The organism is Blautia intestinihominis (genome assembly GCF_040096655.1).
GTDB classification, from domain to species: Bacteria; Bacillota; Clostridia; order Lachnospirales; family Lachnospiraceae; genus Blautia_A; species Blautia_A intestinihominis.
The window spans coordinates 18493-32341 of sequence record NZ_JBBMEI010000040.1 but is presented as its reverse complement, the minus strand read 5'-3'; the positions used below and the strand labels follow the sequence as shown (position 1 = coordinate 32341).

Genomic DNA, 13849 nt, shown 5'->3' with positions numbered 1-13849 from the left:
GGAAAAACCACGGATTTTGCTAAAAACAGCTCCTGCCACAGAACTACGATCGCTCATTTCCTTAATTCCGGGAAATGAAATGATTCATTACTTTCAGATACATTAAAACAGTCTGTCATTGAGATTATTTATTCAGAAGCTGCACGTACCGGAAATCCTGTTTTCTGCATTGTGGATGACACGATAGCTTCAAAGACTAAGCCTTTGTCACGGGCATTACATCCAATTGAAGATGCGTACTTTCATCAGTCCCATTTAAAGAAAAAACAGGATTATGGACATCAGGCAGTTGCTGTCATTCTTTCCTGCAATGGCATTGTCCTGAATTATGCTTTTGTAATGTACAATAAATCAATTTCTAAAATTGACATTGTTCAAAACATCGCAAAGGAACTGGCTGCCGAATTGTCCGTTACACATAATGGATTTGACCTTGCGACAGTCAAAAAACGAAAATATTATGTGTACCGATATGAGGGAAACCTCAACGGCATAGAAAATGCGGTAGTTCTTTTAAGTTATCCTGAAAAAGCATTTGGTAATCCCAAAGCACTGCGTGCATTCATCAGTGCGCAGGAACTGGTGAGTTCTGCTCTTTCGAGACCGGATATCACAAGATCTGCGGCATTGTTCAGTCGGAAAAGTATCGATATCTTTTCCAATGTGCAAAGGAAAGCGATGATTTTGACTCATTTATAGTTGTAAAGTAAGCACAATCCTGTACCATAGTTACCTGGAAGTTACTGTGCACTTCATTCTCATGGACAAAATACATTCCAGATTGCCTGTTATTTTGTTAATACTTTCCCCGCACAGAGTGCCGCTCCACACGCCGCCTCTTCTTCATATTCAGAAACATACATTGGCATTCCAAACATTTCTTCTGCCAGTTTTCTCATTAATGGATTTCTTCGGATTCCATTTCCGGAGCCGGCCAGGCGAGTGGCTTTTTTCCCGGTAAGCTTGCACATCTGCTCGTACTGCTCATGCAGTTCATCAAGGATTCCGCAGATCACACCAGCCGTCAGTGCACCTGGATGAAAATTCTCCACGCCGATTCCTGTTATCATTCCCCGGCGGGACGGATCACTTCTTGTCCCGGAAAATGCCGTGTCTACTTTCCATACAGCTTCTTTTCCATATTTTTCAAGAAAATCTTCTGCCTGTTCCTGCATCCGGGAATACATCTTTGCCCCGGAATCTGTTCCGGAGACTTCTCGGTAAAACTGTTCCAGCATCGCATAAGCACGACCGCCGCACAAAGAAGCCCCCACAAGGATATAGCTGCTTTCAGTACATGGACGAAGTTCTACACTGCCTCCGCATTCTACAAACTCTTCTGATACAAAAGAAATCTGACTTCCGGTTCCCACATTCAGAAGAACGGTATCCTCAAGATCCCGGACAGAGCCAAACAGGCTCGCCTGATTATCACCGATCGATCCCATTACCGGTACACCATCTCTGGTTTTTCCGATCAGAAAATGTCCCTTTCTCACTTCCGGCAGATAAGAAGTGTCTACACCCGCATGCTTCAGAGCCTCATACAAAAACTCCTGTCTCTGCAGGTCAAAGCATCCCCAGCTTGCCGCCATGTCAAGTCCGATAACAGGAATAGTATTTCCACACAGGTCCTGCCGTCTTCCAGCGGGATCTCGCCACTTCCATCCTGCCATGTATACAGCGGACTTACTGCCATTCCAGAAGCATCCACATACAGCATCCCATGCATCTGTCCCGTAAATCCAATCCCATCCGGCAGTCCATGTTCTCCCTGCATCTTTGCGAGAAGTTCTCTGACGATCTCATAGATCTGCCCCGGATCCTGTATCTTCTGCTCCGGCCTGCTGCTCTGCAGAAAAGAATTATGTTCCACCGTCTCTCTTGCAAGCTGCTTCCCCGTTTCTGTATCTGTCAGCACGATACTGACTGTTGTCGTGCCGATGTCTATTCCCATGATCTTCATAATTTATTCCGCCTTTTCCAGCACTTCCACCGTAAACGCTTCCAGGCTTTCATAAATTCCATCAGCAATCTCTTTGATCTCCTCTGACGGTGCCAGAACATCCGGGATCATGATCGCGGTACATCCTGCTACTTTTCCGGCGTGGATGCCGTTTTCGCTGTCTTCAAAGACATAGCAGGTTTCCGGTGTACAGCCGATCCGCTCTGCTGCAAGGAGAAAAATATCCGGTGCCGGTTTGCCATGTTCAACCTCTTTGCCGCTGACAACTGCATCAAAATATTCTCTCATTCCTGCCAGTTTCAGATTACTTTCTATCTGTTCCGGATAACTGCTGCTTGCCACTGCAAGGCGCATGCCCTTATCATGAAAAGCTTTTACAATCCACTCTGCACCCGGTTTCTTCGGCACATACACCTTAAGTTTCTGCCGCACCCGCTTCATGCACTCTTCCATAATGATGCTTCCGTCGGCAACTCCATAATGCTTCTCGATCACCCTGCACATATGTGCACCGCTGGTTCCACAGATATCGCCAACAAAATCAGCCCCAAGAGTCACACCATTCTCTGCTGCCAGTTCATTCCATGTTTCCTGATAGATGTTCTCTGTATCGAACAGCAGACCATCCATGTCAAAAATCGCACCTTTCATTTCCATTTGCTATCTTCCGCCTTCTACTTTCCAGTTCTTCTGTCATTTCGCTTCTCAGGCTGTCCAGTTTATAAAACCAGGTCAGCACAGCGATTATAACACACAATACAACCGGTATCCAGATAAAGCAGACTTCAATGTAGGACAATGCTTTGTCCGTCTGTACTGCATTGGCTACATAGCCGCCATTCTTAAGAAAAGCACCGATCACAAAACTGGTAAGTCCCATGCCGCCTTTTACAAAAAATCCCTGGAATGCAGCGATCAGTCCCGCTACGCTGGAATTTTTCTTGTATTCTGAATAGTCGATCACGTCTGGCTGCATGGCAAAAGTAATGCCAAAGATTCCATAAATCCCAAGTCCTGTGATCACCAGTCCTGCAAGGAGAAAAACTGCGGAATTTTTTCCAAGAAAGATCATCAGGTCTCCCGCTATGTACAGTGCCACACTTACAAACATCAGGTTTCGCTTGCTGAATCTTTTTTCCAGTGCCGGAAGCGCCAGAAGCATCGGAAGACCGGATAAAATGCCAAGGATGCCAACCAGTGACAGCCATTCTGTTCTGCCAAGGTTATATTTGAAATAATACAAAACAGTTGTGTTTCTTACTACATACAGTGAAAAATAAGACAGATTCAGGAGAAAAAGAATCCATGCCTGTCCGGTGAGCCCTTTCAGACTTTCCAGTAAAGTTGTTTTTTCATTGCTGACAGTTGGCGGTACGACTTCTTCTGTGCTCGCAAAAGTCACGAAGAAAATCAGCATAGCTGCAATTCCATAAATGGTCATAGTTACAAGATAGCCCCTGGCTTCATTTCCTTTACCGAAAAATTTTACCATTGGTGCTGTAATCGTCATGACGATCGCTGTTCCGATCATCGCACAGATCATTCTCGTGGAAACCAGGATATCTCTTTCATGTACATCCGAAGTCAGTCTCGGAACGATCGTATTCAACGGGATATTTACAACTGTGTATGCTGTACAGAGGAGACAGTACGTCACATTTTCTCCTGAGTAATATCCATATGCCAGGAGTCCGCCACAGTCCGGATCACCATTCAGAGAATTTGTATATAATTTGCTGAACAGTTCTCCTGTATCTGTCTGATATCCCATAAGCTGTGCAAACTCTTCAAAAAGACTGACCCATGCATTCAGGTCAGAAGTCCCGTTGTTGGCATGCGACATCGCACATGGAAAACCTGCCGGCGTTGTGACCATATCAATCTCGCGGTAAATTTTACTGAGCTGTTTTTCCAGAACGATCATGGCAAAAGTGCTTGTTCCCGCTGATACATTGCCCGTCCGTGGAGCCACGGAATTTGTCGCGGTCATGCCAGTGCCGGCATCTCCCTCCGGCGGACATAACGGAATTCCCGCTTCCAGATTTCCGCTTTCATCAAGGAAAGCTGCACCTTCTTCTGTCAGAATTCCTGCACCATATCTTCACAGTAATCATGCGTATCAGAGTTCACCGGAAACATTCCTGCTGCATCTCCGATACCGATTACCCTGTTTCCGGTCAGTTTCCAGTGAATATATCCACTCAGAGTGGAAACATAATCCAGTTCTTTCACATGTGCTTCCTGATCCAGAATCCTCTGATAAAGATGTTCTCTGTTCCCTGTCTGCCCTTCTTGATGACACAGAAACGCTGGATACTTTTTTTGAAAAAGTCCATGATGGACAAACCAATGCCGTAAATCGCTGGCACCAGTATCTCTCTCATCTGGCAAGATCCATCAATCTACTGCATCTGATCTATGATAAAGATTTTATTCTCGGCGGCTATCTTGCTCCTTACCTCCAGGAGAAAGATCTCTCCTACATCCATGAAGAGATCCGGCGCATGACTCCATTCCCGGAAAGCCAGGATTTCCTGCATATCAGCAAGATGCCGAAGCACAATATCACGATTGGCGCGGCACTGCCGTATATTAAGGAGTTTCTTGGAATTAAATGAAGGAGGACAAGCTCATGCGACTAGCATTAATACAGATGTCGGATTCCGGCAGTGTAGAATCTAATATAGAAAAAAGCTTAAATGCAATGAAAGAAGCCGGCGACACATGCAGAAAAAATCAGATCATGGCTGTCCCGAATATCTATCTTCTGGAAAATGAGTGCCCATACGATGCAAGCATTCTGATCAACAAAAACGGTAAAATTCTGGGAATTCAGAAAATGGTACACATCGCTCAGGCTGATAAATTTTTTGAACAGGACTACTATACTCCGTCTGATGACGGATTCAAAGTTTTTGAAACAGAATTTGGAAAACTAGGAATTGTCGTCTGCTTCGACCGCCACTATCCGGAAAGCATCCGAACCGAAGCTTTAAAGGGTGCAGATCTGATCTTGATTCCGACCGTAAATACCAAAGCAGAACCTTCAGAAATGTTCGAATGGGAGCTTCGTGTACAGGCATTTCAGAACAGTACCATCATTGCCATGTGCAATCGTGTCGGTGCAGAGGGAGATATGGATTTTTCCGGTGAATCGATCGTTGTTGATGCGAATGGAAATGTACTTGCAAAGGCAGATGATAAAGAACAGATTTTATATGTTGATATCGAGCTTAAAGCCGCATCTGCCATAAGAGCAGCGCGGCCTTATACTCAACTTAGAAGAACTGAATTTTATGAATAAATGGATTTATTTCTTACCCCAATTCGCCATGCTGTTTCCCTGCTGTTCGAAGAATCCTCTGTGTCCATGGACAAGGATTTTATCAAGGGCTGTTTCCAGTGCCTGGAATTCTGCATCGGACAGCTCTACGTTCCAGGAACCGAGGTTTTCGAGGATTCTTCCCTGGTTCTTGGATCCAGGGATCGGGACTACATTTGGATATTTATGCAGCATCCAGCTCAATGAGATCTGGGCTTTGGTTGCAGCTTTTTTCTCTGCGTATTCCTCAAGCAGTGCAAGCACCGGCTGGTTTGCTTCGATATTTTCTTTGCGAAGCTGTGGAACGAATTTGCGGACATCGTCGCTGTGGGAAAAATCAGAATTTACAGTCACTTTTCCGGAAAGAAAACCACTTGCTGTTGGGGAGAACGGAACAAGCTCTATGTTGTGTTCCATGCAGTATGGAATTACCGCCTCTTCTGCGCCTCGCTCTACCATGGAATAAATATTCTGGATCGCGGAAAGTGGGGTTTCTTTATTAGCTCTGTCGATCACATCAACATCAACCTGGGATAATACACATCTGCATAGTCTGTCTGCAGGTTTCTCAGAGATCTTTCCAGATGCTCCCGCATAGTGGCTTCCACACCTTTGCTCTTTGCTTCTGCTGTTTCCAGATGGAATTTCGTTCCAATGACGATGTCTTTACGAAAATCTTTCACTGCTTTTCCGACAATCTTTTCATTATGGCCTTTGTTTTCCGGAAGCATGTTCGGTCCATAAGCTTCTGCCGTATCAAAGAATGTACAGCCGAATTCATATGCTTTGCGGATCGCTTCAATGCTGTATTCCTCCGTCGGGATCTCACCATATCCGTGACTGAATCCCATACAGCCAATACCGATCGGAGATACTTCAATATTTCTTAATCTACGCTTTTCCATCGTTTTCGTCCCCTTTCACCAAAAAAATTTCTCTTATAAATCTTACAGAATAGACATAAACCACTCTACTGTTTTTGGATCATAATGTGAGAAGAACAGGCTTTCTCCACCATCCAGTTTCTCAATAGCAGCCATCTCTTCTGCTGTCAGGCTGAAATCAAAGAGGTCAAAATTCTGCTGCATTCTGTCCTTATGAACAGATTTCGGAATAATGACCACATCGCTCTGGAGCAGGAAACGCAGAGCTGTCTGCGCGGCAGTCTTTCCGTATTTCGCACCGATTTCTGTAAGAACCGGATTAGTAAACATATCCTTGCGGCCTTCTGCAAACGGTCCCCAGGATTCAATCTGGCAGCCGTATTTTTTCAGATATTCTTTTGCAACTTTCTGCTGCTGGAATACATGTGTTTCGATCTGGTTTACAGCCGGTTTTATTTCTGCAAAATGCTGGATATCAAGGTAACGGTCCGGCCCGAAGTTGGATACACCGATCGCACGGATCTTGCCTTCTTTGTAAAATTCCTCCATTGCACGATAGGTTCCGTAGTAATCACCAAATGGCTGATGAATCAGCAGAAGATCCAGATATTCTGTCTGCAGTTTTTTCATGGATTCTTCGATAGAAGCTCTTGCTTTCTCATAACCGGCATTTGTGATCCATACCTTGGTTGTCAGGAAAAACTCTTCTCTTGGCAGACCGCATTCACTGAGTGCTGCTCCTACACCTTCTTCGTTATAATAAGCCTGTGCGGTGTCGATGCTGCGGTATCCTACCTCGATTGCATCCAGTACGCAGCGTTTTGTATCTTCCGGCGGTGTCTGATAAACACCATATCCAAGTTTCGGCATTTTGATTCCGTTGTTCAGAGTAACATATTCCATGATCTTTACCTCCAATTTTCTGAAATGTGATTGTTCATTTTGCTTACTGTAACTATATAATTTCTAATTACGGTAAATCCTTTTTCAATTTCTACTTTACAGTTTCTTCCCAAAAATGCACACTATTTATATCGCAATCTGCTTTTCATAAAATGAAATGTAAATCAGGAGGACGACTATGCTGGATCTGTACGAACTGGAACAATTTGTGGCTTTCGCAGAGCTCGGAACGCTGTCCCGTGTTGCAGAGAAATTCCATATCTCAACACCAGCTATCACACGTTCCTGCACCCCGGCTCCATTATGGAAACTGCTGCCAAAACTAAATGCCGAATATCCGGGAATGATGGTTTCCTCTGTCATCTGCCAGAATGAGGAAGTTCTCGCTGCCCTGAAAGACGGTTCCTGTGATATTGGAATCCTTCCATTTCCACTGAAAAACAGCTTTAAAGAAATCAACGGATTCAATTTTCTTCTCCGCACAGAACTTGGCTTCTGGGATACCCTCTGCCGCGAAAAAATGCCCGCCTCCAAATTCCTCGTACAGACAGATTCTGAGGCACATGTGACATTTTATATTACAAAATGTTCCCCAAAATAAGGTGCAAAAAGCTGCTGACTTGCATGCCAGCAGCTTTTATGCTTTACTCTATCGTTTTCTTTTTTAATCAGAGTTTTCCGCCATACACAGGGAATCCACTGCTTGCTCCATAACTCTCAATCTTTTTGAAGTTCTTGAGAATCTCCATATCCTCCGGGCTGATTTCGAAATCAACTTCTGCATTTGCCTTCATATGATCTGGATTTGCTGTCTTTGGCAGGGAAATCGTTCCAAGCTGCAGTGTATAACGGATGCAGAGCTGTGGAACAGATACTCCATATTTCTCGGCCATTTCTTTGATTTCCGGCTGATTCAGGATCTCGCCATGTCCATTCGGGGAATATGCTTCTACTACAATTCCGTTCTTCTGGCAATATCCGACCAGTTCAAGCGGGGTATTGCTGATATGAAGCAGGATCTGGTTGACCATCGGTTTGATCTCTGCGGTTTCCACCAGGCTCTCAATATCTCCGATCTGGAAATTGGAAACACCGAGCGCTTTTAATTTTCCAGCTTTATATGCGTCTTCCAGCGCTTTCCATGCTGCACGGTTTCCTTCTACATAACGGTTCTCTGACTGGTTCACTTCTACCCATGGCTGCGGGCTGTGAATGATCATCATGTCCAGATAATCAAGGCCCATTTTTTCCAGAGTTTCATTGATACTTCTGGCTGCATCCTCATATGTCTTGTGTTCTGCAGCAACCTTGGATACAACAAAAAGTTCCTCTCTCGGAATTCCACAGGTTCTGACACCCTCTCCAACTCCACGCTCATTTCCATAAGCCTGAGCAGTATCTATATGGCGATAACCAATTTCTACCGCCGCCATTTTCTCTAGTGTACTGTCCGGAAGCTCCACATTTCCTACACCACGCTCTGTGCTGTAAGTACAGTTTTCAAAATTCACGCTGAAACCGTTTGTGCAGGAGCAGTCTCCCAGGATTCCTCCCATACTTGGTTTCCAGTATTCCGCTTTTGCTTTCTGGAATTCTTCTTCTGTCACACCATCACCTTTCTGTGGCTCTTCATAACTCAGCGAGCCAGTATTGGTACAATTGCTGATCATAACGAGAGCGTCTTTTTTGTTGATCTCACTTTTGGAGGGCTTATCAGCATCAACCGATAACAGTACGGATTCCCCTATTCTGCCAACAATTCCTCCTCCCATAACAGACAGAGTGAACAAAGAAGCATCTTCTTTTTCTCCCTCATCATTTTCTGTTTTCAGATCTGCTTCTCCCATGACCCACTGTTTCGTGAATGAAATATTTCCACTGTTTTCGCATCCGTCGATTTCTGTTTTGGTAAGCATAAAACCATCAACTGCAAGAATGCCGCCCATATAACCATTCGTAGTCGGAGAAGAAAGATTTCCGCTATTCTTACAGTTCCTGATTGCAAAAGATGTATTTGCATTTTCCTCAGTCTTATAATAAGCCGTAAAACATGCAATTCCACCTGCCTCTACTTCACTGCTGATGTCTCCTGTATTTTCACAGTTTTCAAGTTCCAGATTCCAGTCATTTCCCATATTTGTTGTATAACAGAGAATACCTGCTGCATTTTGTCCGAATGAAACAATCTTTCCATGATTGACGCAGTCAGACAGAACCACATTTCCTTTCTGCATTGCCAGATGATGAACGATCCCGGCACCTTCTCCTTCTGTAAAGTCTACTTCATTCATACATCCCGAGACAGTAAGTGTACTGTCTGTTTTTATACATGCATCTGCTGCAATGCCAGCATAATAATGATTTGTCGAAAAAACTTTTCCTACATTTTTGCAATTTTCAATCGTAACGGTATATCTCGGATCTGACAGATACACAGAACCTGTGATTCCTCCTGTATTGGCATTATCAGATATAACAGTTCCATTATTTATACAGTCACTGAGAATCCCATCCTCTCCCATGACCACCACGGAAAAATCTCCCGTAATTCCGCCTGCTGATAATGAGGTTCCTTCTGAGTCCTCTTCATTCACCTTAGCTTCAACCGTTCCCTCGTTTACACAGCCTGTGATCCTGGCAGAATTCGAACCTGCAATTCCTCCCAATGCATGGGCGGAAGCACTTTCTTTTTCTGCTTCTATGTTTCCTTTATTCACGCAATTCACAATCCCTGCAAAATCTTCTGCTTTTTCATCCCTGTCACTTTCCACAGCAGATACTGCTGATGAAAAATCTCCTGTAATTCCACCCAGGTAAGCCAGCCCGCTTTGCCCGTTCTTCAAATCTTTTACTGCTTTTACAGTTCCATCAAACTCACATCCACTGATCGTGCCAGACGCACTTCCGGTAATTCCTCCGTAATATCCATCATATCCAATCACAGTCCCATTTACTGTGCAGTTCAGAATCTGTGTTTTAGCTGCATTTCCGGCAATTCCTCCCGCTTTGGAAGCATCCCCTGATACTTCAATATATACATCTGTCAGATTCAGATTTTTTATCGTAGCACAATATACATCTGCGAATAAACCACTATGATCTGATGAAGCATCTGCGTTGTCTTCCTGAAGATCTTTATTCTGATACAGACCACTGATCGTATGTCCGTTTCCGTCAAATACACCAGTAAACGTCGCTTCTGCTCCGATCGATCTCCAGTCATACTCCGGTCGCTCTGTGCCCCAGTTTTCATAATCAGAAGCATCATTAAGACTGATATCTGCTGTCAGGATATAATTTTGAGTACGATATTCCGTACTTCTATTCTCCGGATCCGAAAGGAGTTCTGCCAAATACTGCAGTTCCTCCGCAGAACTGATCTCATAAGGTGAGTTCTCAGTTCCATCTCCACCCGCAAATGCCCTGGCAGCCTCTCTGTATACCGACTCCCCGACATCTCTGTGCTGATGTTCGTACGGCTGTACGATACTTTCTTCTTCCTGGACTTCATCATCCGCTTTGACAAAATTTCCCGTCATAATGCCCAGCATACTGACACCAAGTGCCATAAATAAAAACTTCTTTTTCATCCTCGCTCTCCCCTGCATGAATTTTTTATTCCTGTAATTTTATCATAACATATAGTAACGAAAATCTGTTGTTTTACTGAGTTTTTTATAGCAAAAACACAGGGAGACTGCAATCTCCCGATTCTCAGTCTCCCTGTCGATCATTTTATTTATTCAGATATCTGCAGACAGCTTCTTTCATTTTCTGGATATCCAGCGGTTTCACCAGGTGTGCATTCATACCTGCTTCCATACACTTCTTCTCATCCTCATCAAAGGCATTTGCAGTCATGGCAATGATCGGGATGGTTCCGGCATCTTCACGGTCAAGTGCGCGGATCGCTTTTGTTGCGGAGAGTCCATCCATCTCTGGCATCATGATATCCATAAGAATCGCATCAAAAGTGCCCGGTTTATTTCTGGAAAAAATGTCTACTGCCTGCTGTCCGTCATTTACAATGGTTGTGATGGCTCCTTCATCTTCCAATAATGTCCTTGCGATCTCAGCATTCAGTTCATTATCCTCTGCCAGCAGGAGATGCAGACCGGCAATATTTACTTCGCCGTCCATTTCTGCCAGAATTTCCTCTGGCTTCTCTGCGATCTCAAACGGCAGTGTAATAACAAATGTAGATCCTTCGCCCTCTTTGCTTGTCACCACAATTGTTCCGTTCATCCTGTCGATGATTCTTTTCACAATAGACATTCCAAGTCCGGTGCCGCTGTAAACCGTTCTCGCATCAGAATGTTCCTGCACAAAAGGCTCAAAAATATGTTTCAGAAACTCCTCACTCATTCCAATGCCTGTATCTGAAATTGTCCAGCGATACGTGACTATACCATTTTTTTCACCTAGGCATTTCAGTGTTGTTGTTACTTTTCCATGTGGTTTATTATATTTAATACAGTTCCCATAGATATTCAGGAATATCTGCCGGATATGCAGCGGGCTTCCGTAGACATAAGAAACAGGAAGTTCCTGTTTCCCGATCTCAAATGCGATCCCGGCTTCCGCGGTACGGCCGCTGATAATCGTTCCAACTTCTCTGGATATCTCACCAAGATCTATCGGCTCATGTGAAATTTCAATATTTTCATCTTCCAGTTTGCTCATCTGCAGGACATCATTGATCAGCGAAAGCAGATGGTCCGCGGACACCAGCATCTTATCCTGATTTGTTTTGACAAGCTCCCTGTCGTCCATATGCGTCTCATTTATTTTGATCAGCCCGATGATTCCATTCAAAGGAGTTCTGATATCGTGACTCATCCTTGACAGGAAACTGCTCTTGGCTGCATTTGCTTTTTGTGCCTGAAAAACAGCTTCTCTGAGTTCAAGGTTTTTGCTTTCAAGGTTCTTTGTATATTCCTTCTGCAGCCTCATCTGCTCTTTCTGATGCCCCTGCAGCATACGCCATCTCAGCGCATGCATAAATCCCACGATCACCAGATAGATGAACACTGTATACAGCATATTCCTCGGTGTCTTTGCAAAGATCTTATCCGCCGACATATATGCGTAGACATAATAATCGCGTCCTTTTTCCATCAGACCATAGTCTGGTATCGTCTGATAGTCTGTACGCACAAGCTGCTTTTCCACGGCACTTTCATTGATGCACTTGAGTTCCTGTATATCCTCTGTCTTCGCACCGATCAATCCCTTGTCATTCGATGCAACGATCTGATTATTTTCGCTTATAACAATCGTTCCATTGTGTTCCAGACTGTAGCCGGTAAGAAGCGAATTGATCGAATGGTTAAAAATACTCGTATATCTCTCAGGCGTATGATAATATACCAGAACGATACCAGGCTTATCCTGTCTGCCGTTCGCTGCTATATCAATATAGGAACCATCTTCGCATTCCATTCTCACAGAATATGTTTTTTCATGAAAATCCACTACATCCAGCAGAACATCCTGATCAGTCTGGCTCAGGATTTCCTCTGCCTGTACTTCATCCGAGCAGTATTTTTCCTGAACCTGTCCATTCTCATCCAGAATCAGGACTCCTGTGAGGTAACTTATCGTACAATAATTTTCCAGCAGTTCTTCTGTTATATCTGATGTTTTTTCTTCCTGCTGGATCTGCTGGCTCAGCACTTCCACACTTTGGATCATTCGCATCAGACTCTTGGATTCTGATGCGATATCGAGTTTCATATTATTGTTGTACTGTTCTTTTATGTAGGTAACCATATCAGAAAGCCGGGTTTCTGCCGATGACAGATCTGCCTTGACAGTAATCACCAAAACAACAAAAAACAATAAAAGCCCCACCAGGATTTCTGCAAGAATAAAGTTGTTCCTGTCCAAATTATGTTGTTTATTTTTCATCCGCATCCTCCAGATATCTGTCTGCACCTGGCAGATACTCGCTGACAATGTCCTCTATTGTTCCATCTTTACGCATTTCTTTGATCGCCTGGGATAATTGTTCATCGATTCCACGGTCATCATCCAGATCAAAAGCCACTCCAAGATTTACATTAAGCAGCGGCTCTTCCAGAATCCTGTATTCCATATCAAAATCTTCGGAAAACTGTACTATAGACGTATCATGTGCTGCAATTGCATCAACATATCCTTTACTCAAAAATGTAAACAGAACATCTCTGTTCTTTACGGATATTATTTTTCTTAATTCTGGAAGTCCCGCTTCATGACTGCGAAACAGATCTTCTGGTTTCGTAGTTGACTGGACAGCAACCGTTTTGCCCTCCAGATCATTCAGCGTATAAATATCACTGTCGATATTGACTGCAACAACCTGCTTGCTTTTCATGTACGGACCGGCCCATTTGTACTCTGTTTCTCTCCCGTCCATAGTAAAACTGCTCCAGACGCAGTCAATAGAGCCGTCCTTCAATAGTTTCTTCTTGTCTTCCCAGTTGATAAATGTAAAATCTGCCTGATATCCTATCCGGTCAAAAGCTTCCCTTGCAAGTTCTACATCTATTCCGGTCATATTTCCATCCACATCCATGTAACTGAACGGTGTGTAGTCATCACATCCAACCATGATATGTGGACGATCATCTTCGGCTCCTGTCTGCTCTGAAGCAGTTTTGGTCTGACATCCGCTCATTATAACTGCCGCGGCAGCTATAATGCCTCCAACCAAAAATATTTTTCTTTTATTTTTTTGCATATTTCAGTAAAATCCTCTTGTACACTGTTGCTGGATACTAATCATATAAT

Annotated in this window: 12 protein-coding genes and 2 pseudogenes; 4 read left to right on the top strand and 10 right to left on the bottom strand. The window is 43.9% G+C overall.

Annotated elements, in window-relative coordinates:
- The first annotated feature begins 204 nt into the window (after positions 1-204).
- Positions 205-699, top strand: coding sequence for a hypothetical protein (locus WMO75_RS12575; RefSeq protein ID WP_349078128.1), 495 nt, complete (start codon positions 205-207; stop codon positions 697-699).
- Positions 700-788: 89 nt separating this feature from the next.
- On the opposite strand, the gene WMO75_RS12570 is transcribed toward WMO75_RS12575, so the two are convergent.
- The 5 genes and pseudogenes from WMO75_RS12570 to WMO75_RS12550 form a co-directional block, all read right to left on the bottom strand.
- Entirely contained in the window at positions 789-1595 is an 807-nt protein-coding gene (locus WMO75_RS12570) for an FGGY-family carbohydrate kinase (RefSeq protein ID WP_349078127.1), read from the bottom strand.
- The gene (locus WMO75_RS12565; RefSeq protein WP_349078126.1) at positions 1535-1966 is read right to left on the bottom strand and encodes an FGGY family carbohydrate kinase; all 432 of its coding nucleotides are present in this window, start codon (positions 1964-1966) and stop codon (positions 1535-1537) included. The genes WMO75_RS12570 and WMO75_RS12565 overlap by 61 nt, the downstream gene beginning before the upstream one ends.
- A gap of 3 nt (positions 1967-1969) precedes the next feature.
- On the bottom strand, positions 1970-2623 hold the full coding sequence (locus WMO75_RS12560; protein WP_349078125.1) for an HAD family hydrolase: 654 nt from the start codon (positions 2621-2623) through the stop codon (positions 1970-1972).
- Entirely contained in the window at positions 2598-3623 is a 1026-nt protein-coding gene (locus tag WMO75_RS12555) for an MFS transporter (RefSeq protein WP_349078131.1), read from the bottom strand. Before WMO75_RS12555 ends, WMO75_RS12560 begins: the two co-directional genes overlap by 26 nt.
- A pseudogene (locus WMO75_RS12550) lies at positions 3615-4234 on the bottom strand (FGGY-family carbohydrate kinase); the annotation flags it as partial. The gene WMO75_RS12555 and the pseudogene WMO75_RS12550, both read right to left, overlap by 9 nt.
- Between WMO75_RS12550 and WMO75_RS12545 the strand changes: the two are divergent.
- Both WMO75_RS12545 and WMO75_RS12540 read left to right on the top strand, forming a co-directional pair.
- Positions 4201-4584, top strand: coding sequence for an ROK family protein (locus tag WMO75_RS12545; protein WP_118699547.1), 384 nt, complete (start codon positions 4201-4203; stop codon positions 4582-4584). The pseudogene WMO75_RS12550 and the gene WMO75_RS12545 overlap by 34 nt on opposite strands.
- Positions 4585-4598: 14 nt before the next feature.
- Complete coding sequence (locus WMO75_RS12540) at positions 4599-5270, top strand: carbon-nitrogen hydrolase family protein (protein WP_227222990.1); 672 nt, start codon at positions 4599-4601, stop codon at positions 5268-5270.
- Positions 5271-5276: 6 nt separating this feature from the next.
- Here the strand turns inward: WMO75_RS12540 and WMO75_RS12535 are convergent.
- Both WMO75_RS12535 and WMO75_RS12530 read right to left on the bottom strand, forming a co-directional pair.
- Positions 5277-6139 (bottom strand): annotated as a pseudogene (locus WMO75_RS12535) (aldo/keto reductase).
- Positions 6140-6235: 96 nt separating this feature from the next.
- Entirely contained in the window at positions 6236-7075 is an 840-nt protein-coding gene (locus WMO75_RS12530) for an aldo/keto reductase (protein ID WP_349078124.1), read from the bottom strand.
- A gap of 178 nt (positions 7076-7253) precedes the next feature.
- Here WMO75_RS12530 and WMO75_RS12525 point away from each other — a divergent pair, with 178 nt between their 5' ends.
- Positions 7254-7676 carry a LysR family transcriptional regulator gene (locus WMO75_RS12525; RefSeq protein WP_349078123.1) on the top strand — a complete coding sequence of 141 codons (423 nt, stop codon included), beginning with the start codon at positions 7254-7256 and terminating at the stop codon, positions 7674-7676.
- A 67-nt stretch (positions 7677-7743) separates the two neighbouring features.
- Here the strand turns inward: WMO75_RS12525 and WMO75_RS12520 are convergent, their stop codons facing one another.
- From WMO75_RS12520 to WMO75_RS12510, 3 genes are all read right to left on the bottom strand, one after another.
- Positions 7744-10665 carry an aldo/keto reductase gene (locus WMO75_RS12520; RefSeq protein WP_349078122.1) on the bottom strand — a complete coding sequence of 974 codons (2922 nt, stop codon included), beginning with the start codon at positions 10663-10665 and terminating at the stop codon, positions 7744-7746.
- Positions 10666-10810: 145 nt separating this feature from the next.
- Positions 10811-12985 (bottom strand): ATP-binding protein, encoded by a 2175-nt coding sequence (locus WMO75_RS12515; RefSeq protein WP_349078121.1) that lies wholly within the window; start codon positions 12983-12985, stop codon positions 10811-10813.
- Positions 12975-13799 carry a substrate-binding periplasmic protein gene (locus tag WMO75_RS12510; RefSeq protein ID WP_298090174.1) on the bottom strand — a complete coding sequence of 275 codons (825 nt, stop codon included), beginning with the start codon at positions 13797-13799 and terminating at the stop codon, positions 12975-12977. Before WMO75_RS12510 ends, WMO75_RS12515 begins: the two co-directional genes overlap by 11 nt.
- Positions 13800-13849: the final 50 nt, after the last annotated feature.